The organism is Ruania halotolerans (assembly GCF_021049285.1).
Lineage (GTDB): Bacteria > Actinomycetota > Actinomycetes > Actinomycetales > Beutenbergiaceae > Ruania > Ruania halotolerans.
Map to the genome: position 1 here is coordinate 207,110 of NZ_CP088017.1, position 22,860 is coordinate 229,969.

The window sequence follows — 22,860 nt, forward strand, 5'->3', positions numbered from 1 at the left end:
TCATGGGGTGGGCGGCGTGACCGCCAGAATGATCTGCGCCAGCGCGTCGGTGTGATTGGCGAACAGGTGCGGCAGTCGCGAGTCGAAGGTGATGGATTCACCGGCGGCGACCTCGTAGTCCTGCCCGTCCACGGTGGCGGTGATCTGCCCGGAAAGCACGTAGACGCACTCGGTGGAGACGTGCCCCCATGGTTCGGTGGCACTGCGGTCCCCGGGTGCCAGGTCGGCGCGCAGTACCTCCAGGTCGCCGCGACCGGGAGTGAGGCGCTCGTAGGTGATCTGCCCAGCCGGAGCCTGCATCCGGAAGCGTTCGCCCGCCCGCGAGACGTGCACTGGCGGTGCGTCCGGCTCACGGAAGAGGTCAGCCAGGTCCGAGTCGAACACCTTCGCCAGTTTGCGCAGCGTCTCGACGCTCGGATCGGTCTTGCCGTTCTCGATCTGGCTGAGCAGCGCGACGGACAGTCCGGTGCGTTCGGCCAGCGAGCGCAGGGTCAGTGAGCGCGCACGGCGCAGCACTCGCAGACGGTCACCGATCACCGGACCTCCCGACACGTGTTTCATTTCGATGAACATTTTCACTAAGGCTATACACTAGCCACGTTTGCATGATCTCATACCGACCATCAGAGCCACCGAAGCATCGACCACGCTGACCGAGCGATGACGCCACGGTCACCGTTGAATGGAGACATCATGGGAGTGCGACCCGCACGCGTCGGAGCGGCCGTGGCCGCAGCCGCCGCGCTGACACTGACGGCATGCACCGCCGGCGGGAGCGGTGGCGGTGCCGCAGGCGGTGGCGGGTCCGACGACGAGAGCCCCGGCCAGGGTGGCACGCTCACCGTGAGCACATCCTTCGTCGTGAACAGTCTCGATCCCGGCCAGGTCTATGAGGCGACCGGTGCACTCGCCGTGCACGCGATGTACGACACCCTCGTGACTTTCGAGGGCTCGGATGTGACGACGCCGGTGCCGCTCCTCGCCGAGTCGTGGGAAGTCAACGAGGACGCCACCGAGTTCACCTTCACGCTGACCGATGGCGCCGTCTTCTCTGACGGATCCCCGGTCACGGCCGAGGACGTCGTGTTCAGCATCAACCGACTGCACAACCTCCAGGGCAGTCCGGCAGTCACCGTCGAGGGCCTGGCGGCCAGCTCGCCGTCCGAGGGCGTCGTCGTGGTGACCAGCGAGCAGTCCAACCCGAACGTGCCGACGATCCTCGCCATGCCCGCAGCCGGCATCCTGAATGCCGAGGCCACCGAGGCCGAAGGCGGCACTGCCGCCGAGGACGCTGCCAGCGCGGACGCCGCCACCGAGTTCCTGAACGGTGCCTCGCTCGGCTCGGGCCCGTACGTGCTGGACTCCTTCGACCCGGCGTCAGAGATCGTGCTGACGGCGAACCCGGAGTACTGGGGTGAGACACCCGGCTACCAACGCATCGTGATCTCCAATGTGGAAGCCGAGACGCAGAAGCTCACCATGCAGCGCGCCGAGGGTGATCAGATCGCACTCGACCTGTCCGGACGCCTGCTCGAGGACCTACCCGAGAGCGTGCAGGTCTCGGCCAGCCAGGACACCTTCTACTTCCTGACCCTGCATCAGGACCCGGCGATCTCGGAGATCACCTCGAACCCCGACTTCGTGCGCGCGCTGCGTGCGTCCATCGACTATGACGGCCTCGCCGCCCTGTTCGGCGATGACGCCTTGCCCGCAGCCGGGATGGTGCCGACCGCCTTCCCCGGGGCGCTGCCCGAAAGCGAAGCGCAGCAGCAGGACCTCGACGCGGCTGCTGATCACCTCGAAGCCTCCGGCATCACCGATCCGACCGTCGAACTCATGTACCCGGCCATCACCTACCGCGGGGTGGACCTGGGCACGATCGCCACGAAGATCCAGTTCGATGCCGAGCAGGCCGGTATCGCGATCGTGCTCGACCCGCAGCCGATTGCCTCCTTCCTGGAGGCGCAGACCGGCGGTGAGGTGCCCTTCCGGTTCAGCCCGCAGTCGCTGAACTACCCGGTGGCCGCCTCCCTGGTGAACAACTTCGCACCCGGCCAGGCAAGTGCCCAGCGCACCGGCTGGACCGAGGAGCGCGCCAGCGAGGAGATCATCGCCGCCGGTGAGGCCGTGCAGAGCGCACCCGACGCGGAGAGCCAGATCAGCGCCATCCAGGACTGGCAGCGCCTTCTGAACGAGGAGAGCCCGTACGTCACGCTGGCGTACAACTCCGGCGTGGTGGCGGCCACTGAGACGATCGCCAACGCCGAGTACTCCCCGGCCGGGTGGCAGGTGGACCTGCGGGCGGTAGCGCCACAGTGACCCGATGAGTACGACTGCTCCCCCGACCAGGGGCAACGGCACCCGTTCGGCGACGCAGCGTCTTCGAGTCGGCGGGTACGCCCTCGGGGCGTACCTGCTCCGCCGCCTCGTGATCACCGCCGTGCTGCTGCTCGGGGTGACCGCCGTGACCTTCCTGCTGGTGCAGCTGGTGCCGGGCGACTCGATGACCGCCACCCTCTCCGAGGCGGCCCTGCAGGACCCCGAGATCGTGGCGGCGTACCGGGAGCGGTGGGGGCTGGACGAGCCCTTGCACGTGCAGTACTTGGTGTACCTGCAGAACGTGCTCACCGGTGATCTCGGCGTCTCCCAGCAGACCGGTCGTTCCGTGCTCGGCGATCTGATGACCTACGTGCCGGCCACCCTGGAGATCGCCCTCCCGGCGATGCTGCTCTCCCTGCTCATCGGGGTGGCAGTGGGCCTGTACGCGGCAGTCCGGCACGGCCGCGCCGGTGACCAGGTAGTACGCGCGGGCACCCTGCTCGGGCTCTCCACCCCGCCGTTCTGGCTCTCCCTGGTGGTGCTGTACGTGTTCTTCTTCGTGCTCGGCGTCTCGCCCTCGGGTGGGCGCTTGAGCACCTACTGGGTGCCACCGGAGCAGGTCACCGGCGTGATGAGCCTGGACGCCCTGCTGGCCGGCGAACCGGCCATGGCCTGGGACGCCGTTCAGCACGCGGTGCTGCCGGTGCTCGTGTTGACCGTGTTGACCGTGGCCACGCTGGTGCGGTTCGTCCGCTCGGCGATGCTCGAAGTACTCGATCAGGACTACATCCGCGCCGCCCGAGCCAAGGGTCTCCCGGGCCGCACGGTGCTGCTCTCGCATGTGCTGCGCGCCGGGCTGGTGCCGGTGATCACGGTGAGCGGTCTTGCCTTCGCGGCCCTGCTCTCCGGCACGGTGCTGGTGGAGCAGATCTTCTCCTGGCCCGGGGTCGGCCAATACGCCTACCGCGCAGCCGCCGCTCTCGACATGCCAGCCATCCTCGGCGTCAGCCTCTTCGTGGCCGTCGTGTACACCGTGGTGAACCTGATCGTCGACCTGCTCTACGGCCTGATCGATCCGAGGATCCGCCTGTCATGAGTCTCGAACCGCGTATCGACGATGTCGTGGCCCACACCGACGACCGGGTCAACCGCGCCCTCGGACGACGCCGCTGGGCGGGCCGGCTCCGCCTCTCCCAGATTCACTCCACCTGGCGCCAGCCGTCCGTGGTGCTGGCGATCGTGCTCCTCGCCGCCTGGGTGCTCGCCGCCCTCCTCGCACCGCTGATCGCCGGGCAGGACCCGATCGCGCAGTCCGGGGACCTCTACACGCCACCCTCGGGTGCGCACTGGTTCGGCACCGACGAGCTGGGCCGAGACGTCTTCGCCCGGGTGGTGCACGGGGCCCGGCTCTCCTTACCGCTTGCGGTGATCATCGTGACCTGCGCGCTCGCGATCGGTGGCCTGCTCGGTCTGCTCGCCGGGTATCTCGGCCGCGGCTTCGACGAGGCCATCATGCGGATCACCGACCTCGTGTTCGCGTTCCCGCAGATCATCCTGGCGATGGCGGTGGCGGCCGCCTTCGGCCCGAGCACCCAGAACGCGGTGATCGCGCTGGTGATCGTCTCCTGGCCGGTCTACGCCCGGGTGATCCGATCGGCCGTGTTGAGCATTCGCTCCTCAGACTTCCTCGCCGCCTCTCGGTTGCTCGGCGTGGGGCCATGGAAGGCCCTACGCAAGGACGTCCTCCCGAACAGCGTGGGCCCCGCCGTCGTACTGGCCACCCTGGAGCTCGGTAACGCCGTGCTGATGCTCGCCGCCCTCTCCTTCCTCGGCCTCGGCCCTCGCCCTCCCGCCCCCGAGTGGGGAGCGATGATCGCGGCCGGGTCCAAGGACCTGTCGATCTGGTGGGTCAGCGTGTTCCCTGGTCTGGCGATCCTGACGGTGGTGCTCGCCTTCAACGTGATCGGCGATGCGCTGCGCGACCGCCTGGACCCCCGCTACGCGAAGGGACTGTCATGAGCGCGCTGCTCGAGGTCGAGGGCCTCGGCGTCCACCTGCCCGGCGACGTACCCGTCATCCACGATGCGACGTTGCGGGTGGATGAGGGCGAGGTCGTCGGAGTTGCGGGCGAGAGCGGGTCGGGGAAGTCGATGACGGCGTCCGCGCTCCTCGGTCTGCTGCCGCCGGGGGCGCGCACCAGCGGTTCGGCACGGTTGCACGGGGTGCCTGAGCTGGGTGGCAGCGCCACCTCCACGGTCGATCTGCTCGCCCTGCGGGGTGCGGAGTGGAACCGGGTGCGGGGCACCGAGATCGCCATGATCTTCCAGGACGCGACCGCATCGCTGCACCCGATGCTCAGCGTGGGCCGGCAGCTCACCGAGCATATGCGCGTGCACCTGGGGATGGACCGCCCCGCTGCCCGGCGCCGGGCGGTCGAACTGCTCGACCGCGTGCGGATCCCCGACCCGGAGCGGGCCCTGCGCGCCTACCCGCACCAGTTCTCCGGTGGGATGCGTCAGCGCGTCGCGATCGCAAGCGCCCTGGCCTGCCACCCTCGCCTGCTCATCGCCGACGAACCCACCACCGCCCTGGACGTGACGGTGCAGGCTGGGATCCTGCGCCTGCTCGACGAACTGCGCACCGAGACCGGGCTCTCCGTGCTTTTCGTCACCCACGATCTGGGTGTGCTCGCCGCTCTCACTGCTCGCTCGTACGTCTTCTACGCCGGCCGGGTGATGGAGACCGCTCCCACGCCGGAACTGGTGACCCGGCCCCGGCACCCCTACACCGCCGCCCTGCTGGGTGCGCGCCCGCACGCCGACGAGACGTGGGACCAACCTGGCGCTCGCGAGCCGTTGCAATCGATCCCGGGCAGTCCGGTCACCCCGGCCACGGCCCCGGCCGGGTGCCCGTTCGCGCCCCGCTGCACGTACGCGGTCGAGGAATGCACGACGGCGGTCCCCCCGTTGAGCGCCGCCGGCCCAGCAGGCCATGAGCTCGCCTGTGTGGTCCGCCCCGACCTGACGGGAACCCGGCTATGAGCATGCAGGAGAAGCAGGTGCAGGCTGCACTGGAGGTGACCGACCTCGAGGTCACCTTCCGCAGCCGTGGCCGCGGCACAGTTCGCGCCGTGGATGGGGTGAGCCTGAACGTGGCCCGCGGCGAGGTGGTCGGACTGGTCGGGGAATCCGGGTGCGGGAAATCCTCCTTCGCACGCGCCGTCGTCGGGCTGGAGCGGGTGTCGGCCGGTTCGGTGCGCCTGGACGGCCGCGACGTGCAACCGGTGGGCTGGCGGGTGCGTTCCGACGTGCGAGTGCAGATGGTGTTCCAGAACCCCTACTCCTCGTTGAATCCGCGGCGCACGATCGGTTCGCAGATCCGCGACGGCGTCCCGGCCGATGTGGCCGATCCTGAGGCGGATGTGGCCGACCTGCTGGAACGGGTCGGCCTGGGTGCGCAGGCGGCCTCCCGCTACCCGCACCAGTTCTCCGGCGGCCAGCGCCAGCGCGTGGCCATCGCCCGCGCCCTGGCACCTCGGCCAGAGATCTTGATCGCCGACGAGCCAGTGACCGCCCTGGACGCCTCCGCGCAGGCACAGATCGTCACGTTGCTGACCTCCCTGGTCCGCGATCTGAACGTGGGCATGCTGTTCATCTCCCATGACCTCGCACTCGTGCGCCAGATCGCTGACCGCACCGCCGTCATGTACCTGGGCAGGATCGTCGAGGACGGGGCCACCGATACCGTCTGGGGAGACCCGGTGCACCCCTACACCCACGCCCTGATCGAGGCCATCCCTCGGATCAGTACCCATGCCGACCTCCCCCAGGCTCTCGCCGGGGAGGTTCCCGACGCCGCGCACGTGCCCACCGGGTGCCGGTTCCGCCCCCGCTGTGCGGCTGCCATGGACATCTGCACCGACGAACCGCCCGTGGTGCAGCTCGGTGAGCGCCGCACTGCGTGCTGGTTGCCCGTCGAGACCGGCGAGACCAAGGAGAGAGCGAACGTATGAGCACCAGCAAGGCCCGGCCACCGGTCGTCCTGAACCACTGCGTGACCTGGGACGGGACGTCCACGACGACCCGGCCCGATCAGGCGATCGTGATCGGCACCGACGGCACGATCGAGGCCATCGGGGCGAGCTCTGAGGTGCTCGCCGGCCTGGGCGAGCACGGTACCCCCGCGCCGGTCGTGATCGACCTGGCGGGCGCCGTCGTGATCCCCGGCCTGGTGAACATGCACGTGCACCTCGGCCTCGGGCTGCCCGGCCCGATGCAGGATGCGCTCCACGGTTCCAGTGATGCCGAACTGGTGCTGCGGATGGCGGGTAACGCGCGGGAGGTGCTGCACGCCGGAGTGACCACGGTGCGCCTGGTGGGGGAGACCCGATACACCGACATGGCGCTGCGCACCGCGATCACACACGGCGCGGTGGACGGTCCGCGGATCTTCACCGCCGGTCACGCCCTGTGCTGCACCGGTGGACACGGGCACGATTCGGACGGACTCGAGGCCGACGGCGCCGACGGGTTCACCCACGTCACCCGTGCCCAGCTGAGGGCAGGTGCCGACTTGATCAAAGTGTGCATCTCCGGCGGGATCGCCGGTGAGCACGAGTCGATCGATACCCCGCAGCTCACCGACGAGGAGATGGCGGCCGTGCTGCGCACCGCGCACGACTGGGGGCGGAAGGTGACCGCACACGCCGGACCGGCACCGGTGATCACCCGCGCCGTCGAACTCGGCCTGGACTGTGTGGAGCACGGCTACGAGCTCACCCGGGAGTTGTGCGATCTGATGGCCGCACGCGGGGTGGCCTACGTACCGACGATCACGGTGAGCCGGTGCGAGGAGTTCTTCCGCGCCAACCAGGTGCCCGAATGGATGATGAACCGGGCGCTCGCGGCCGGTCCGAGGCACTGGGAAAGCCTGCAACACGCCATCGCCGCCGGCGTGGAGATCATCATGGGCTCCGATATGCCCCCGCAGGCCCCCTTCGACGGGACCACGGCCACGGTTCGGGAGATCGAGTTCATGGTCGACGCCGGAATGAGCCCGCACGCGGCGATGGTGGCCGCCACCAGTGCCGGCGCCCACTGGCTGGGCCGGGCCGGGGAGTTCGGAACGCTCGCGGCCGGGGCAGCGGCGGATCTGCTCGTTCTCGACGCCGACCCGCTCGCTGACATCTCCGCACTGCGGTCGATGCACGCCGTGGTGCAGGCCGGGCGTGCGGTGCGCGACGATCGAGGGATCGTGCCCGCCCTGACCGGGGGCGTGTGATGGGCGAGCGACGTACGGAGCTGCACGATCTGCGTGTGGTGGTGGACCGGATCGAGGGACGTTCGGTCTGCGGGATGGCGCCCGGGGATCACCTGGATGTGACCTGCTCGAGCCGCCTGTCCATCCCCGATGGGAAGCACTTCTGCCTCTACGCCCTCTCCGCGGTGCTGCCGCTGCTACCGGCCGCACAACGTGCCGTGGATCCCGGGGACTGGCTCGCTACCGACAACGAGGTGGCCTGCCCGGACCCGGAGGAACGGCTGATCATGCGCATCGAGCGCACCGGCCGCACCAGCATCCCCACGGAGGAGCTCACATGAGTCTCTCGTTGACGATCGCGCTGCAGTCGGACAAGCACGCCACCGACTACGCCCGGCTCGCACGTGCCGTTGAAGCACACGGTTTCGACGGACTCTCGGTGTACTCCGACCTGGGCTTCCAGCCGCCGATGGCGCCGCTCATGGTGGCCGCCGATGTGACCGAGCGGTTGCGGCTTGGCCCGTCCTGCCTGAACCCGTACCTGCTGCACCCGGTGGAGATCGCCGGGCAGATCGCCGCGCTCGACGAGGCCTGCGGCGGACGGGCGTACCTGGGCCTGGCCCGGGGGTCCTGGCTGCAGCAGGTGTGCGTGGCACAGGACCGCCCGCTCGCGCACTTGGAGGACACCATCGAGATCGTCCGGCGGCTGCTCGCCGGGGACACCGGCGGTTACACCGGGCGCGCCTTCTCGATCGAGCCCGGTTTCGGCTTGCACTACACGCCGGTGCGGCCGGAGGTAGACGTGCTGCTCGGGGTCTGGGGTCCGCGCGGTGCGGCACTGGCCGGGCGGCTCGCTGACGAGGTGAAGATCGGCGGCTGCGCCAACCCGGACATGGTCGCGCAGATGCGCACCTGGCTGGACGCTTCGTCGGTGGCCGCCGGTCGCGGGGCCGGGGCGGTGGACGTGTGCGCCGGTGCCGTGACCGTGGTGGACGACGACGGTGACGTGGCCCGCGGATTGGCCCGCCGCGAGGTGGCCATGTACGTGGACGTGGTGGCCGCCCTCGACCCCACCGTGGAGGTGGAAGACGAGCTGCTCACCCGCCTGCGTGACCTGCTCGGAGAGGATCGCCCGGACGACGCGGGCGCTCTGCTCAGTGACGACCTGCTGGACCGGTTCGCCTTCGCCGGCACCCCGGCCCAGCTGGTGGAGCACACACTGCGGCTCGCCGACGCCGGTGCGGACCGGGTGGAGTTCGGCACCCCGCACGGGCTCACCGGCACCGGCGGAATCGCCCTGCTGGGGTCTCAGGTGGTGCCCGCCGTACGAGCCGCGCTGGGCGCACCGGAGGGAGCTCTCCCATGACCACCCGCCACAACGCGGTGCGCTCCATCGCCGACGACTACGTGCGCGCTCGCGCCGCCGACGATCCCGAGGCCGCCGCCGCACTCGGCCGGCGGCCGGAACTGGTGATCGGCGACCTGTCACCGGACGGCTTCGCGCGGCGGCACGCCACCGACGTTGAGGCCTTGCGCCGGCTCACCGCGCTGGGTACCGAGGAACCCGAGACGGTGGACGACCCGCTGGCCGCGGCGCTGACCGAACGCCTGCGCAGCGACATCGCCCTCGACGAGGTCGGGTTCACCCGCCGGCTCCTCGCACCGCTGGCCACGCCGGTGCACCAGGTGCGGCAAGCCTTTGACGACCTGCCACGCTCCAGCGAAGACGACTGGCAGCGGGTGGCGCTCAACCTCGAGCACGTCCCGACGGCGTACGCCCAGTTCCGCGAGACCCTCACCGCCCAGGCCGCCTCGGGCAACATCGTGGCCGTCCGGCAGGTGCGCACGGTGGCCGAGCAGTGCCGCCGCTGGGTGGACCAGGGCTACTACCCGGGTGTGGTGGCCGGCTACGACGGCGGGGGCGCCACGGCGGCCCGGCTTGCCGGCGGGGCTGAGCGGGCCGTGGCAGCCACGGCGTCGTTCGCCCAGTACCTCGAGACCGAGCTGGCGCCGGCTGCCCCGGTGACGGACGCCGTCGGGCGGGACACGTATACCTGCACCAGCCAGGCGTTCCTCGGCGCCGGTGTGGACCTCGATGAGCTGTACGACTTCGGGTGGGACCTGATCGATGAGTTGCAGGGGCGGGCCCGCGCCCTGGCCACCGAGATCGTCGGCTCGCCGGACGTGGCGGCAGCGGTGGCGGCGCTCGATGCCGATCCGGATGGCCGCGTCGCGGTCGGGGACGAGCTGCAGGGTTGGCTGCAGGGCCGCATCGACGAGACCATGTCGGCGATCGACGGCGTGCTCGTGGACGTGCCCGCCCGCACCCGCCCGGTAGAGGCGATGCTCACCACGGCCGCGTCGGGGGTGATGTACTACACCCCGCCGGACGCGCAGCTGACGCGCCCCGGACGCGTCTGGTGGACCGTGCCCGAGGGCACCAAGAGCGTCGCCACCTGGCACGAGGTCAGCACCGTGCACCACGAGGGTGTGCCCGGCCACCACCTGCAGCACGCCGTCACCTACGCCATGGACGATCTGCATCCGTGGCAGCGGCTGCTCTGCCACGTGCACGGCTACGCCGAAGGGTGGGCGCATTACGCCGAGGAGCTCGCGGGTGAGCTCGGACTGCTGCGCACCCCGGGGGAGGAACTCGGCATGGTGTTCGCCCGGCTGTGGCGCGCCTGCCGGATCGTGATCGACATCGGCCTGCACCTGGAGCTGCCGATCCCGGGCGACGCCCCCGGTCTGCCGGCGGGTGCACGGGAGTGGACCCCGCAGCTCGGTGCCCAGATGTTGCACGAGGTGGCCCAGGTGGATCCGGTGACGGCCGGGTTCGAGGTGGACCGCTATCTCGGCTGGCCCGGTCAGGCGCTCGCGTTCGCCGTGGGGGCGCGTCTGTGGCGGCAGACCCGGCAGAGCGTGCAGGCACGCACGGCGGGCACCTTCGATCTGCGGGAGTTCCACACCGCCGCGCTGCGCCTGGGCCCGATGGGGTTGGCACCGCTGCGCACGGCACTGACCCGAACCTTCACCGAGGAGCGATCATGAGCGAACGAGGGCGCGCCGACCATGACGGCGCAGTCGCCGAGACGATCCGGTCGCTGTACCGGGCCCTGGGCGATCGGGCGGCCTTCGACGCCCATCTCGCCTCGGACATCACCATCTGGGAGTCCGACGCCCCCGACCTGATCGACGGGGTGAGCGGGCTGGACGCGCTGCGCGACGAACGCGCTGGGCGGGCCCGCGCCGCCGATAGTGCGGCGCCGGCCTGGGTGGCCCCGGAGGACATCCGGGTGGACCGCTGGGACGACGCGGCCGTGGCCCGGTTCGTGCTGCGCGCGCACTACCCCGATCGCGAGGACGAGACCTTCCGGGTGACCGATGTGCTCACCGCGGTGGGGGGCCGGTGGCTGATCGTGCACCACCACGCCGAGCGACACCCGCACCCGCACCCCTGATCCACCCCACCCCCCTGACCACCCCACCCCCGCGAGTGCGGCCCTTCGGTGCTCGGCTGGCCTGGTGCTCAGAGCTGCGGCGCCACCTCACGGGCGATCAGGTCCAGATGGTCCAGGTCGGCCAGATCCAAGATCTGCAGGTAGGTGCGCTGCACACCCTGTTCGGCGAGCCAGGCCAGCCGGTCAGAGACCTCGGCGACTGTGCCGGCCACCCCGTGCTCACGCAACTCCGCCGGCTCCCGGCCGATCGCGGCGGCGCGCCTGGCGAACTCTGCTTCGTCGGCGCCAACGCAGGCCACCAGTGCGGCCGAATAGGTGATCTCGTCGGGGTCGCGCTCGATCGCCCGGCAGGCCTCTCGCACCCGTTCGAACCCTGACGCCATCTGGTCCAGTGGTGCGAAACCGAGGTTGAAGTCGCTCGCGTACCGGGCGGCGAGGGCGGGAGTGCGCTTCTTCCCCTGACCGCCGATCACGATCGGCACGGGTGACTGCACCGGCTTGGGCAGCGCGGGGGAGTCGGTGAGCTGATAGTGCTCACCGGCGAAGGAGAAACGCTCACCCACCGGCGTGGCCCACAGACCGGTGATGACGGCGAGCTGCTCCTCGAGGATGCCGAAGCGCTTCTCCGGGAAGGGGATGCCATAGGCAGCATGCTCGTCGGCGAACCAGCCGGTGCCCAGCCCGAGTTCCACGCGGCCGCCGGACATCGCATCCACCTGCGCCACTTGGATGGCCAGCACGCCGGGCATGCGGAAGGTGGCTGAGGAGACGAGCGTGCCGAGCCGGATGCGGGAGGTCTCCCGCGCCAGCCCGGCGAGGGTCACCCAGGAGTCGGTGGGCCCGGGCAGGCCGTCGCCACCCATGGCGAGGTAGTGGTCGGACCGGAAGAAGGCGTCAAATCCCAGTTCCTCGGTGGCCTTCGCCACGGCGAGCTGGTCGTCGTAGCTGGCGCCTTGCTGGGGTTCGGTGAAGATTCGCAGGTGCATGGCCCCAGCCTGCCACGAGCCTGCACGCCGTGCCCCGGCGCGTCGCATGGTTGGCGGACTCCGTGAGTGGCGAAACTGGCGTCGAAAAAACTCTGGCGCGCTCCGCCGTCGGCATCTACCGTGGTGCGCACACGGGAAAGGAGGTGATCCGAGAAGTGAATTTTCTTCGGACGCGTGAGGTGACTGTCCGCTAGTCGCCCGTTACTGACACGGACGGATTTGCCGTCTCGTAGGTGCGCGCACTGGCGAGACCACGGCAGTCACCGGAAGCCCGCGGGGGCCACCATTCGTCCAGGTGGCACTCGGCACCAGCCGAGAACCCGCGGGCTTCACCATGCTCGCTGACGGTCAGAACGCCCCTGCCAAGCCGGCGATCACCGTGATCACCGCGATCACACCGACCAGGATCAGGAGAGTCAGGCCGAAGATCTTCCCGAAGCCCCATCTCTTGGTCTGTACCCCGTAGGTCCCAAGGCGATCGGTCCACCAGCGCTCGGGCGGCATCCCCTCCTGCATCACCCGCTGGTTGTACTGCTCCACGGACTCCCACTGGTGCGGTGTGGGATGGGCGCCGCCGAGATCCACCTTCACCTTGCCGGTGGCCGTCTGCAGCGTCAGGTAGGACTGCGCCCCGCCGACGTTGGGCATATAGGTGGCCTTGGTGATCTCCTGCGGCCGTACATCGAGCACCACCTGCAGGTCACCCAGTGGGGACGTGTCAATGACCTGGATGCGATCATCCGCCGTCCACACCAATCGTGCTGGCTGAACCTGGAACACCGTGGGCCCGGTGCTGCGAGAGACGTTCAGGCTGACGTCACGTGCCTGGTCGGGCATCGACATGGATCCTCCGGAAGTTAGGTGAACGAGGAAACGCTAGCGTGCGTTCATGCCCGAAGGTCACACCATCCATGCGCTCGCCCAGCGGCTCGACCGCGCTTTCGCCGGGCGCCCGGTGCGGGCGTCCAGTCCACAAGGGAGATTCGCCGGTGGCGCGGCCCTCCTGGACGGGCGCGAGCTGATCGCCTCCCAGGCCCACGGTAAACATCTGCTGTGTGAGTTCGCCGGGGATACGTGGCTGCACGTGCACTTGGGCCTGATCGGGCAGTTTCCGGTGCTCCCGATTCCCGACGGCGCAGGTGAACTCCCCGTGACAGGTGCCGTTCGCCTGCGGTTGCTGTCCGAGGGGCACGTCGCCGATCTGCGCGGACCGATGACGTGTGCCGTGCGCACTCCGGAGGAGGTCGAGGGCATCACCGCCGCACTGGGGCCGGACCCCCTCCGCGAGGATGCGGACCCGTCCGTGGGCTGGCAACGGCTGCAGCGCAGCGGCAGACCGATCGCCGAACTGCTGATGGATCAGAAGGTGATCGCCGGCGTCGGCAACGTCTACCGCTGTGAGGTGCTGCTACGCCGTCGGGTGGATCCGATGCGCCCAGGCAACCAGATCCGCGCGTCGACGTGGCGGTCGATCTGGGACGACCTGGTTGTGCTGTTGCCGCTCGGTGTGGCGTTCAACCAGATTCTCACCGTGGACGATCAGGTGGAGCTGGCCGCGGCGCAGGTCGCCTCAGGTGAGGCCGCCGAGTACACGCCCACCCTGACCGGGGAAGGGCTGGGCAGGCGGTTCGAGCGGCGCTTCTTCGTCTACAAGCGCACGGGGGAGCCGTGCCTGATCTGCGGTTCCCGGGTCCGCGCGGCCCCGCTGGCCGGACGCACTCTCTACTGGTGCGGGCGGTGCCAGCGACGGCGCTGATCGCTTGGGCACTGGGGTCCACGCCGCGCACCTCCTGAGTCCACGCCGCGCGCCTCCTGAGTCCACCCCGCGCACCTCCTGAGTCCACCCCGCGCACCTCCTGAATCCACTTTTCGTGTGTGAACGCCATGCGCGAAGGGTTCGTACGCGGGAAGTGGGTTCAGATGTGAGGGCGACTATTCTCGAGGCATGGTGGTACTCGGAGCACATGTGGGCCAGGCCGACCCGATCGCAGCGGCACACGACCGCGGTGCGCAGCTGGCGCAGATCTTCATCGGGGATCCCCAGGCGTGGAAGGGACATGAGGTCGGCTATGCCGATGGTCCCGCCGCGCTGAAACAGGCTGCCGAGGATGCCGGGATCACGCTCGTGGTGCACGCCCCGTACGTGATCAATGTGGCCACCTCAAACAATCGGATCCGCATCCCGAGCCGGAAGATGCTGCAGAAGCAGGTGAGCCTGGCCGCGGAGATCGGCGCGATCGGCGTGGTCGTTCATGGCGGACATGTGCTTGCCTCTGACGACGAGGCCGTCGGGTTCGACAACTGGCGCAAGTGCATCGACCAACTGGACGCCGAGGTGCCGATCTTCATCGAGAACACCGCCGGTGGGACCAAGGCGATGGCTCGCGGGGTGGCGAAGCTGGAACGCCTCTGGGCATCCGTGATGGAGGCCGACGGCGGTGACCAGGTGGGCTTCTGCCTGGACACCTGCCATGCGTACGCAGGCGGGGAAGAACTCGCCGGGCTCGTCGACCGGGTCAGGGCAGTCACCGGCCGGATCGACCTGGTGCACGCCAATGACAGCCGGGACGCGTTCGATTCCGGAGCCGACCGGCACGCGAACCTCGGTCAGGGCTCGCTGCCCGGTGATGACCTGGTTGAACTCGTCCGCCAGGCCGGGGCGCCCGTCGTCGTGGAGACGCCAGGAGAGGCGGCAGAGCACGCGGCGGACCTGGCGTGGCTGCGCGAACGACTCGGCTGACCTGCACGGCGCGCTCGGTGGAGCGCGTTTCCCACGCGGGCCGGCCGGACCGGTGGGAGCAGCCGGTCAGCGACCCATGCTCGCGGCCACGGGGCAGGTGAAAGGATCGCGGGCTTGCCCCTCGACGTCGTTGAGGTACCGGATCACCGTGCGGTAGGAGGAGAAGAAGCCGACCTCGGTGTAGGTGATGTCGAGACGCTCACAGTGTTCGCGCACGAGTGGCTGGACCTGACGCAGGGTTGGTCGCGGCATGCTCGGGAACAGGTGGTGCTCGATCTGGCGGTTCAATCCGCCCATGAGGAGATCGACGAACGGATTGCCGCGAATATTGCGCGACATCAGCACCTGCCGGCGCAGGAAGTCGATCCGGCTATCGGCTGTCACGATCGGCATGCCCTTGTGGTTGGGTGCGAACGCCCCGCCCAGCAGGACGCCGAACACGGCGAGCTGAACCGCGAGAAACGTCCCGGCGATCGCCGGTGGCATCAGCACGAACAGCGCCGCGAGGTAGATCACGAGGCGGCCGAGCAGCAGCGGTGCCTCCACCGCGCGGCGTGCCATCGGGCGCCGGCCGAGCACCGCGCGCACACTCGCGACGTGCAGGTGGAGACCCTCCAGGGTGAGTAGTGGGAAGAAGAACCATCCCTGACGGCGGGCGAACCAGCCTCGAAAACCACGCCGGGTAGCAGCCGCCGCGGGAGTGAACGCGAGGACGCGGGACTCGATGTCCGGGTCCTTCGTTTCCTGGTTCGGTGCGTTGTGGTGCGCATCGTGCTTCAGCATCCACCACGCATTGCTCAACCCGACCAGACCGTTCGCGATCACACGGGACGTCCATTCGTTCCACGACCACGAACGGAAGATCTGGCGGTGGGCACTGTCGTGGCCGAGAAAGGCCAGCTGAGCAAGGACGAAGGCCATGGCCACCGCGAGGGCAAGCTGCCACCAGGTATTGCCCAGCAGAGCTACGCCGGCCCAGACACCACCGAAGGCTGCCACGGTCATCACGATGCGGGTCCAGTAGTACCCGTAGCGTCGTCGCATCAGCCCGCTGGCGCGAACCTGTCTCATCAGGACCTGGTAGTCCTTGGTCGCGTTCAGAGGTTTGCGTCGAACAGCCGCTGCCACCTCAGTCATGTGCTCGTACCGCTCATGATCAACCGCCGATCTCAGCAGGACAGCTGTCCGCCGTCGTCTTCTCACCGGGAGCACGTCCCGATTGCATCGACGGCAAGGAATTCCGATGCACCGGCGTATTCGTACATACAACTACTGATCAGCCGACGAGAGTGTCAGCCATCATTCGACGATACGCCTGACGCGCGGTGCCTGCCCGGTCAGACTGTCGTCACCGTACGGAGCCGCGGTCGAGCACTGCTCCACGCCTCGACGAGGCCCCGGGCGCGTTCGCCGAGCTCTGCCAGGGCGACACCCGGGGTGTACAGCGACGATCCGATCCCGAAGCCGGTGGCCCCGGCATCGACCCACCCGGCCATCTGGTCCGCACCCACGCCGCCGACGGGAATCAGGTGTACCGGCGGCAGGACCGCCAGCCAGGCCTGCATCCCGCTCAGTCCGACCTGCTGGGCCGGGAACAGCTTCAACGCCCGCGCTCCTGCTCGGATCGCGGTGAACGCCTCCGAGACCGTCGCCACACCCGGGTAGCTGGCCAGCCCGGCCGCCACGGTCGCCTCAATGACGTCGACGTCAGTGTTGGGAGAGACGACCAGTTGGCCGCCGGCCTCCAGCACGGAGGTGACCTGCGCCGTCGTGAGCACTGTCCCGGCCCCCACCTGGGCGTCGGCCGGGAGGCTCTCCCGCAGGACCTGGATACTGCGCAGGGGATCGGGAGAGTTCAGCGGCACCTCGAGCGTGCGGAAGCCCGATTCGTATAGCACGGCCCCGACGTCGGCGGCGTCAGCGGGGGTGAGCCCGCGCAAGATGGCGATTAATCCAGTCATGGTGTCACTCCCGAGGTCAAGAGCCCGGCATTGCGGGCGAGATGGATGAGGCCGCGGGTCGTCACGTCGTTCTCGCCCGGATTGGCCCCGATTCCCGCGGTGGCCAGGGCGCGCCGATATCGCTGTGCCAGCGAGGCGGACGCCACGATCGACAATCGATCAGGGGTATGGCCGAGCCAGTGGCACCCGCCCGCGATCTCGGCTCCGATCAGGATCCCGGAGAGTTCCTCCCGCACCTGTGCCGGTGGCAGCGATTCGAGCAGGGCCCGGGCTCGCACCCCGAACACCAGGGCCGCTGTTCCGAGACCTGCCCCGGCCAGTCCGCGTGCGACGCCGGCCTCGAAATGAGCCCACCCGATCTCATCCAGGTCACCCTCGGGCGCGGGGCCGGCCACCTGGGCGATCGTGCCGTGGGTGGTGAGTAACGCGAACAGTTCACCGGTCATCGCCGTATGGAAGTCCCTGAGTGTGCCATCCTCCACCAGCGCCCACTTCGTGTGGGTTCCGGGCAGGATTGCCGGGCCGCTCGCGTGGCCTGCCAGCGCCAGGCCCAGCAGTTGCGTCTCCTCCCCCCGCATCACACCGCCGTCGGTGCTCACCCCCGGGACCAGGTGCACCGGACCCCACGGTCCGGCCACCTCGGTGAGCGGCGCTCCCGCCATGAGGTGGACCGGTGCGGGTAGATAGGGCACCTCCTGCCAACCCTTCGCACTGCCCACCATGCCGCAAGCGATGACGGCAGGGCGCGCCTGGGCCCAGGAGCCGGCCAGGCGGGCGAGGGTCTCGGCATAGGCCGCCGGCTCGGTACCGACCGTCAGGATGCCCTCCGCTGCGGCGGTGCTCGCGAGCTCGGTGCCGTCGGCCGCCACAGCGGTCAGGCGGACCGAGGTGGTGCCCCAATCGACGGTGATGAGTGCTGGATCCACGCTGCCACCCAATCGTGATCCGGTCTGCCGTGTCGACCCCGTCCGGGGACCGGGATGGGGTGATCTGCCCATCGTCACCGGTGGCCGCCGCCCATACTCTCGGGTCATGGTGATCTGGCGCGGCTGGGGAATTCTCGGCCTTCTCTTTGTTCTTGCTGTTGGCGTGGGCCTCGGTGGCCTGTTCCGACTTGTGATCGGCGAGCAGTATGAGCCGCTGCCGATCGGTCTCGGCCTCGCGGTTGCCGGCGTGGCGCTGTTCTTCGCCGGACGATGGTTCCAAGGCTGGGACGCCCGCCGCCGTGCCGATAAGTACATCGAGTCGCGGCGCCCGGAGGTGGCGCAGACGATCGCTGCCGGACGGTTCCAGCCGGTGCCCGGGTACCAGCCGGCCAGCCGTGAGGAGGCCGAGCAGCTCGGCGCCGAGATGCTCGAGAAGGAGCACGCGCAGGTTGTGCGCAAGCTGCGCGGGCATCACACGCTGTTCTTCATCCCGGTGCAGTACTTCGGCCTGGTGGTGGCGGTGATCGGCGGCGCGATCGGGGCGCTCGGGCTCATCGGATGAGTACGTACTGACGGACCGCACACACACGCAACGCCCCCGCAGCATGCTGCGGGGGCGTTGTGCTGCACGTGCGGTGCGGGTGCTGACTACTCGGCGATGGCCTCGTTGGCCGCGTCCTGCGCCTGCTGGAGGGCCTCTTCGACCGGCAGCCGGCCGGCGAACATCTCCTCGAAGTACGGCGCGATGGCGTTCGCGCCGGCGTTGGCCCGCGGGCCGAGCGGGGCCGCGATGGTCTGGCCCTCAGCGGCGGCAATGAACTCCGAGGTGTCCACTCCCTGCTCATCCCAGTAGTCGATGAACGAGCTCTGCGCGTCCACGGCGGCCGGGAAGGCCGCACCGTTGGCACCGAGCGGCTCCTGGCCTTCGGCGCTACTGAGCCAGCGGAGCACCTCGAGGGTGGCCTCGGGATGCTCGCTGTCCGCATTGCCCACTGCGGCCACGCTGTGCACCACACCGACGCGCCCCTCCGGTCCCTCGAGCATCGGCGCGATGCCCCATTCGAACTCCGCATCGGCCATGTGCGGTAGCGAGTACTGCCCGGACTGGAACAGCGCCATGTTGCCTTGGACGAAGAGGTCGCGGGCGAGATCGCCGTTCTGGTTCGTCTCGGCCGCTGAGGGGGAGACGTGGTGGGTGTTGATCAGATCCACCAGATACTGGAACGACTCCACACCCTCGGGAGAGTTGAACGCGTACTCGTCACCATCCTGGTATCGAGCGCCGTTGGATCCGAGGAAGTCGATGTAGATCGCCTGCAGATCGTTCTGAGCGTTGAACGCGTACTGCTCGATGTTCTCGGCATCGAAGTCATCGTCGGCCGCGGTGACACCGTTGGCATCGACCGTGAGGTCCAGGGCCGCGGGCAGGAAGGTGTCGTTGGATCCGCTGGGGTCCCAGCGCAGGCTGCTCGGATCGATCCCCGCTTCGGCCACCAGATCGGCGTTGTAGTAGAGCGCGATCGAGTCCGTCAACTGCGGCACACCCCACACGGCACCACTGCGGGTGTAGAGGTCCACGGCAGACTGGACCAGCTCGTCCTGATCGGTGCCGATCTCAGCGCCGATATCGATGAGATTCCCGTTGTCGGCGTAGATGCCGAAGTTCGATGTGTTCGTCCAGAAGATGTCGGCCATCGTGCCTGAGCCAATGTCCTGTGGGAGACGGTCCCAATAGTTCGCCCACGGGACGGTCTCCACCTCGACCTCGATGTCTGGGTGCTCAGCGGTGAACGCGTCAAACGACTCCTCATATGCGGTGGCGGCAGCGTCGTCCCACAGCCGGAAGGTGACGGTCGCGGTGCCTTCGGAACCCTCGCCGTCGTCCGATCCCCCGGAGTTCCCTGGCGAGCAGGCGGCGAGGGCAAATGCGGCCGCTGCGGTCCCTGCCACCAGGGCGAGCGAGGTACGTCGTCTGAACATGTGATCTCCTTCTCGGCGCCGCGTCTGCCCGGTCGGGGAGTGCGTACGATCTCAACGCACGGTAGCCCGCTGCCGATTCCCGTGCGTGGACCTGGGGCGGCTGCGACCGAATTGTGACCTCGCGTCGCGCAGTCAGCGCACTGGCGCCGGAATCCCGAATCGCACGGTGGTCCCGCTCGCGTAGAGCACGCTCTCGGGCGGTTCGGGCAGCGGGGGTAACCCGCAGGCAGCAAGTAGACCGTCGTCATGCCACGCCTCGAGTTCGGCGCGATGCAACGGCCACGGTGGGTGGTCGATCGGCACTCGCAGCGTGGTGCCGTACCAGTGCTCGTGCAAGGACCATCGTGCGGTGAGGCGTTGTTCGCTCTCGGTGGGCTCGATCAGCGGCGTGCCCGGTCGCACCGCCATCCGCACTCCCGCCCCATCGGCCGCTGGGGCGAGCCGCCGGGTCGCGTAGGCCACGTGCGTCCGGGTGCGTGCGTATCGGAATCCAGCCCACGTGTAGGGAAGCCGGACGGCGGCTCGGGAGCCAGCGGCGAAGAGCGGGTCGGTGGCCTCCATCGCACGGAACACCACGCCTTCGTGGCCGTCGGAGTCCCGGCTGTACAGGCGCACGTTCAGCTCGAAGAATGCGGGATACGGCACCGGGCCGAACCAGATGTTCCGCATCCGCAGCCCGATCACGCCCACCCACGCCGAACCGTCGATCACGTCCGGCAAGGTCCCGGCCGGAAACAGTGGCGCCACCTCATCCTCGGGCACTCGCCAGTGCAGGAACACCACATCCTGCCAACTCTGCCGCAGCGCGGCGCGTGGACTCACCCGATAGGGAGATGCCGCGTTCATGCCTGTCACGGTAGCGACCGCCCCGAGCTCCCTGGCGCCGACGAGCCACGACACGACCACTGTGGTGGCCGGTTCCCGGCCCAGAAGGGACCGTTGCCCACCGGGCGTCTTGACCGGGTCAGCGCCCTACCGGTGCCAGGCCGATGCTGCTCGGCTGGGGTGCCGGTGTGCAGCAGCCGCCGGGCCGCTCGGGCTCGTCAAACAGTCCGGAGCCACCACACACGCCCGTATCGGGCAGCGTCAGCTCCACCCGGTGGGCGGCCTCGTCATCGCCGGCCAGCTTCGCGACGACGCTGCGCACCTGCTCGAAGCCCGTCATGGCGAGGAAGGTGGGCGCCCGCCCGTAGGACTTCGCGCCCACGATGAAGAACTCCTGCTCCGGATGGGCGAGGTCCGCAGCACCGGTGGCGCGCACCGACCCGCAGGAGTGGATGTTGGGGTCCACCTCGCTTGCTAGTCGCACCGGGGCTTGGAGGCGGGTGTCCAGTTCGAGCCGCACTTCGGACAGGAACGAGTGATCGGGGCGGAACCCCGTCAGCACCACGACACGATCAGCGTCGAGAGCACGACCGTCCTCGGCGCGCACCTCGGCGCCGCCGTTGACGAGATCGATCCGATCGGTCCGAAAACCTGTCACCAGATCGACCAGTCCGGCCTCCACCGCGCGCTTGGCTCGTTGCCCGAGCGCACCGCGTTCAGGGAGCTCATCCGCCGCGCCACCGCCGAATGTCGCGCCGACCTGGCCGCGGCGCAGCACCCACGTGATCCGGGTGCCGGGCTCGCGCTTCGCGAGCCGGGCGAGGTTGGCGATCGCCGTTGCCGCGGAGTGGCCATTGCCGATCACCACGGTGTGTCGTCCCGCCCAGGAGGAGTCGACGTCGGGGATCCCGTAGCTCAGCACCCCAGCGCTCAGTGCTGCGTGTTCGCCGATCGCTGGCAGGCCTTCCGCACCGGCCGGGCTGGGAGTCCGCCATGTTCCGGAGGCGTCGATCACGGCGCGTGCCTCGATCCGCTGCTCGCCTCCGCCCGCGGTGCGTACGTGCACGACGAACGGCTGTTCCGCTCGCCCGGAGTCGACCGAGCGGTCCCGGCCCTTTCGTCCCACGCCAACGACTCGTGCCGAATACTGCACCCGGTCTCCCAGGGCTTCGGCGAGCGGCTGCAGGTACTCCGAGATCCATTGTGCCCCGGTGGGATATCCCGCCGCCGGCGCCGACCATCCAGTGCGTTCCAGGAGGCGCCGGCTCGCGCCGTCGACCACTTCCGGCCACGGGGAGAACAACCGCACATGGCCCCACTCGTGCACCGCGGCAGCCGGCTGATTGCCCTCTTCGAGGACCAACGGCTGCAGGCCGCGTTCGAGCAGATGCGCTGCAGCGGCAAGCCCTTGCGGACCGGCACCGATCACCACGACGGGATGCATCACAGGACTCCGTTCATCGACGCTCTTCGATGGATCGAGGATGGCGCTCATATCGACAAATGTCAATGTGACGCGCAGAATGGGTGGATGATCGTCGAAGCTCCAGTTGCCGCCTCGTCGTGCTGCACCGAGGCCCGCGAGCCGCTACCCGAGGGCGCGGCGGAACAGATCGCCACGGTGTTCAAGGCACTCGGCGACCCGACCCGGGTGAAGCTCCTCTCGCTGATCACGGCCAGTGCACAGGGGGAGATGTGCGTCTGCGATCTCACCGGGCCGGTCGGCCTGGCGCAGCCCACCGTCTCCCATCACATGAAGGTGCTCGTCGAGGCCGGGCTGGTCGACCGGGAACAGCGGGGCAGATGGGCCTACTACCGGCCCTCCACCTCCGCTCTGGTCGCTGCAACCGACGCGCTGGTTGCCCGGTGACGCCGCTGAAGTTTCGGCGCTTGACCGAATCGGACTGGCCGGCGGTCGAGTCGATCTTCCGCGAGGGGATCGCCACCGGTCACGCGACTTTCGAGGCCGAGCCGCCTCCTTGGGCGGCCTTCGACTCCGGACGGCACCGCGACCTACGCGTCGTCGCTGAGGCTTCCGATGGCGACATCCTCGGTTGGGTGAGCGCCAGTCCCACCTCCGGACGCGAGGTATATCGCGGCGTGGTCGAGCACTCCATCTACGTCGGCGCGGGTGCCCGTGGCCGAGGTGTCGGTCACGGCCTGCTCCGCGCGTTCCTCGACCTCGCCGACGAACACGGCATCTGGACCGTGCAAGCCTCACTCTTTCCGGAGAACACCGCCAGCCTGCGCCTGCACGAACAGCTCGGGTTCCGGGTGGTGGGTCGCCGGGAACGGATCGCCCAGATGACGTATGGCCCGCTCGCCGGGACGTGGCGGGACACCGTGCTCATCGAGCGCCGTCGATAGGATCTCAACGACCGCAAGCCCGCTGGTGCCCGAAGG

24 protein-coding genes are annotated in these 22,860 nt (G+C 69.2%); 15 read left to right on the forward strand and 9 right to left on the reverse strand.

All coding sequences use genetic code 11. From position 1 onward, the window contains the following. Nucleotides 1-561, reverse strand: coding sequence for a cupin domain-containing protein (locus LQF10_RS01000; RefSeq protein WP_231065653.1), 561 nt, complete (start codon nucleotides 559-561; stop codon nucleotides 1-3). A 132-nt stretch (nucleotides 562-693) separates the two neighbouring features. Here LQF10_RS01000 and LQF10_RS01005 point away from each other — a divergent pair, with 132 nt between their 5' ends. From LQF10_RS01005 to LQF10_RS01050, 10 genes are read left to right on the forward strand one after another with little or no spacing between them, the layout of a single operon-like run. Next, a complete protein-coding gene (locus tag LQF10_RS01005) occupies nucleotides 694-2,319 on the forward strand; it encodes an ABC transporter substrate-binding protein (RefSeq protein WP_231065654.1) in 1,626 nt (541 codons plus the stop codon). Between the two features lie 4 nt (nucleotides 2,320-2,323). Beyond that, nucleotides 2,324-3,415 (forward strand): ABC transporter permease, encoded by a 1,092-nt coding sequence (locus LQF10_RS01010; RefSeq protein ID WP_231065655.1) that lies wholly within the window; start codon nucleotides 2,324-2,326, stop codon nucleotides 3,413-3,415. After that, nucleotides 3,412-4,338 carry an ABC transporter permease gene (locus tag LQF10_RS01015; RefSeq protein WP_231065656.1) on the forward strand — a complete coding sequence of 309 codons (927 nt, stop codon included), beginning with the start codon at nucleotides 3,412-3,414 and terminating at the stop codon, nucleotides 4,336-4,338. The genes LQF10_RS01010 and LQF10_RS01015 overlap by 4 nt, the downstream gene beginning before the upstream one ends. Next, entirely contained in the window at nucleotides 4,335-5,360 is a 1,026-nt protein-coding gene (locus LQF10_RS01020; RefSeq protein ID WP_231065657.1) for an ABC transporter ATP-binding protein, read from the forward strand. The genes LQF10_RS01015 and LQF10_RS01020 overlap by 4 nt, the downstream gene beginning before the upstream one ends. After that, nucleotides 5,357-6,331 (forward strand): ABC transporter ATP-binding protein, encoded by a 975-nt coding sequence (locus LQF10_RS01025; protein ID WP_231065658.1) that lies wholly within the window; start codon nucleotides 5,357-5,359, stop codon nucleotides 6,329-6,331. The genes LQF10_RS01020 and LQF10_RS01025 overlap by 4 nt, the downstream gene beginning before the upstream one ends. Continuing rightward, entirely contained in the window at nucleotides 6,328-7,599 is a 1,272-nt protein-coding gene (locus LQF10_RS01030) for a metal-dependent hydrolase family protein (protein WP_231065659.1), read from the forward strand. Before LQF10_RS01025 ends, LQF10_RS01030 begins: the two co-directional genes overlap by 4 nt. After that, nucleotides 7,599-7,919 (forward strand): TIGR04076 family protein, encoded by a 321-nt coding sequence (locus LQF10_RS01035; protein ID WP_231065660.1) that lies wholly within the window; start codon nucleotides 7,599-7,601, stop codon nucleotides 7,917-7,919. The genes LQF10_RS01030 and LQF10_RS01035 overlap by 1 nt, the downstream gene beginning before the upstream one ends. Beyond that, entirely contained in the window at nucleotides 7,916-8,944 is a 1,029-nt protein-coding gene (locus LQF10_RS01040) for an LLM class flavin-dependent oxidoreductase (protein WP_231065661.1), read from the forward strand. Before LQF10_RS01035 ends, LQF10_RS01040 begins: the two co-directional genes overlap by 4 nt. Continuing rightward, on the forward strand, nucleotides 8,941-10,629 hold the full coding sequence (locus LQF10_RS01045) for a DUF885 domain-containing protein (protein ID WP_231065662.1): 1,689 nt from the start codon (nucleotides 8,941-8,943) through the stop codon (nucleotides 10,627-10,629). The genes LQF10_RS01040 and LQF10_RS01045 overlap by 4 nt, the downstream gene beginning before the upstream one ends. After that, nucleotides 10,626-11,039: a nuclear transport factor 2 family protein gene (locus LQF10_RS01050; RefSeq protein WP_231065663.1), complete on the forward strand. Its 414-nt coding sequence runs from the start codon at nucleotides 10,626-10,628 to the stop codon at nucleotides 11,037-11,039. The genes LQF10_RS01045 and LQF10_RS01050 overlap by 4 nt, the downstream gene beginning before the upstream one ends. A 68-nt stretch (nucleotides 11,040-11,107) precedes the next feature. Here LQF10_RS01050 and LQF10_RS01055 read toward each other — a convergent pair whose 3' ends face one another. Next, a complete protein-coding gene (locus LQF10_RS01055; protein WP_231065664.1) occupies nucleotides 11,108-12,025 on the reverse strand; it encodes an LLM class F420-dependent oxidoreductase in 918 nt (305 codons plus the stop codon). A gap of 348 nt (nucleotides 12,026-12,373) precedes the next feature. Beyond that, nucleotides 12,374-12,868, reverse strand: coding sequence for a hypothetical protein (locus LQF10_RS01060; protein WP_231065665.1), 495 nt, complete (start codon nucleotides 12,866-12,868; stop codon nucleotides 12,374-12,376). Nucleotides 12,869-12,914: 46 nt separating this feature from the next. On the opposite strand from LQF10_RS01060, the gene LQF10_RS01065 reads away from it, so the two are divergent. Both LQF10_RS01065 and LQF10_RS01070 read left to right on the forward strand, forming a co-directional pair. After that, nucleotides 12,915-13,781, forward strand: coding sequence for an Fpg/Nei family DNA glycosylase (locus LQF10_RS01065; protein ID WP_231065666.1), 867 nt, complete (start codon nucleotides 12,915-12,917; stop codon nucleotides 13,779-13,781). Nucleotides 13,782-13,970: 189 nt separating this feature from the next. Further along, nucleotides 13,971-14,765, forward strand: coding sequence for a deoxyribonuclease IV (locus tag LQF10_RS01070; protein WP_231065667.1), 795 nt, complete (start codon nucleotides 13,971-13,973; stop codon nucleotides 14,763-14,765). A gap of 66 nt (nucleotides 14,766-14,831) precedes the next feature. On the opposite strand, the gene LQF10_RS01075 is transcribed toward LQF10_RS01070, so the two are convergent. The 3 genes from LQF10_RS01075 to LQF10_RS01085 form a co-directional block, all read right to left on the reverse strand. After that, nucleotides 14,832-15,836, reverse strand: a complete 1,005-nt coding sequence (locus LQF10_RS01075; RefSeq protein ID WP_231065668.1) for a fatty acid desaturase family protein — start codon at nucleotides 15,834-15,836, stop codon at nucleotides 14,832-14,834. A 266-nt stretch (nucleotides 15,837-16,102) separates the two neighbouring features. Continuing rightward, complete coding sequence (locus LQF10_RS01080) at nucleotides 16,103-16,726, reverse strand: 2-dehydro-3-deoxy-6-phosphogalactonate aldolase (RefSeq protein WP_231065669.1); 624 nt, start codon at nucleotides 16,724-16,726, stop codon at nucleotides 16,103-16,105. Then, nucleotides 16,723-17,652 (reverse strand): 2-dehydro-3-deoxygalactonokinase, encoded by a 930-nt coding sequence (locus LQF10_RS01085; protein ID WP_231065670.1) that lies wholly within the window; start codon nucleotides 17,650-17,652, stop codon nucleotides 16,723-16,725. Before LQF10_RS01085 ends, LQF10_RS01080 begins: the two co-directional genes overlap by 4 nt. Nucleotides 17,653-17,758: 106 nt before the next feature. Here LQF10_RS01085 and LQF10_RS01090 point away from each other — a divergent pair, with 106 nt between their 5' ends. Further along, nucleotides 17,759-18,214: a hypothetical protein gene (locus LQF10_RS01090; protein ID WP_231065671.1), complete on the forward strand. Its 456-nt coding sequence runs from the start codon at nucleotides 17,759-17,761 to the stop codon at nucleotides 18,212-18,214. 86 nt (nucleotides 18,215-18,300) lie between these two features. Here the strand turns inward: LQF10_RS01090 and LQF10_RS01095 are convergent, their stop codons facing one another. The 3 genes from LQF10_RS01095 to LQF10_RS01105 form a co-directional block, all read right to left on the reverse strand. Further along, the gene (locus tag LQF10_RS01095; RefSeq protein ID WP_231065672.1) at nucleotides 18,301-19,632 is read right to left on the reverse strand and encodes an ABC transporter substrate-binding protein; all 1,332 of its coding nucleotides are present in this window, start codon (nucleotides 19,630-19,632) and stop codon (nucleotides 18,301-18,303) included. Nucleotides 19,633-19,764: 132 nt separating this feature from the next. Beyond that, complete coding sequence (locus tag LQF10_RS01100) at nucleotides 19,765-20,478, reverse strand: YqjF family protein (RefSeq protein WP_231065673.1); 714 nt, start codon at nucleotides 20,476-20,478, stop codon at nucleotides 19,765-19,767. A gap of 118 nt (nucleotides 20,479-20,596) precedes the next feature. After that, nucleotides 20,597-21,901: an NAD(P)-binding domain-containing protein gene (locus tag LQF10_RS01105; RefSeq protein ID WP_231065674.1), complete on the reverse strand. Its 1,305-nt coding sequence runs from the start codon at nucleotides 21,899-21,901 to the stop codon at nucleotides 20,597-20,599. An 87-nt stretch (nucleotides 21,902-21,988) separates the two neighbouring features. Here LQF10_RS01105 and LQF10_RS01110 point away from each other — a divergent pair, with 87 nt between their 5' ends. Continuing rightward, the gene (locus tag LQF10_RS01110; protein WP_231065675.1) at nucleotides 21,989-22,327 is read left to right on the forward strand and encodes an ArsR/SmtB family transcription factor; all 339 of its coding nucleotides are present in this window, start codon (nucleotides 21,989-21,991) and stop codon (nucleotides 22,325-22,327) included. A gap of 20 nt (nucleotides 22,328-22,347) precedes the next feature. Further along, a complete protein-coding gene (locus tag LQF10_RS01115) occupies nucleotides 22,348-22,824 on the forward strand; it encodes a GNAT family N-acetyltransferase (protein ID WP_231065676.1) in 477 nt (158 codons plus the stop codon). The last annotated feature ends 36 nt before the right edge of the window (nucleotides 22,825-22,860 follow it).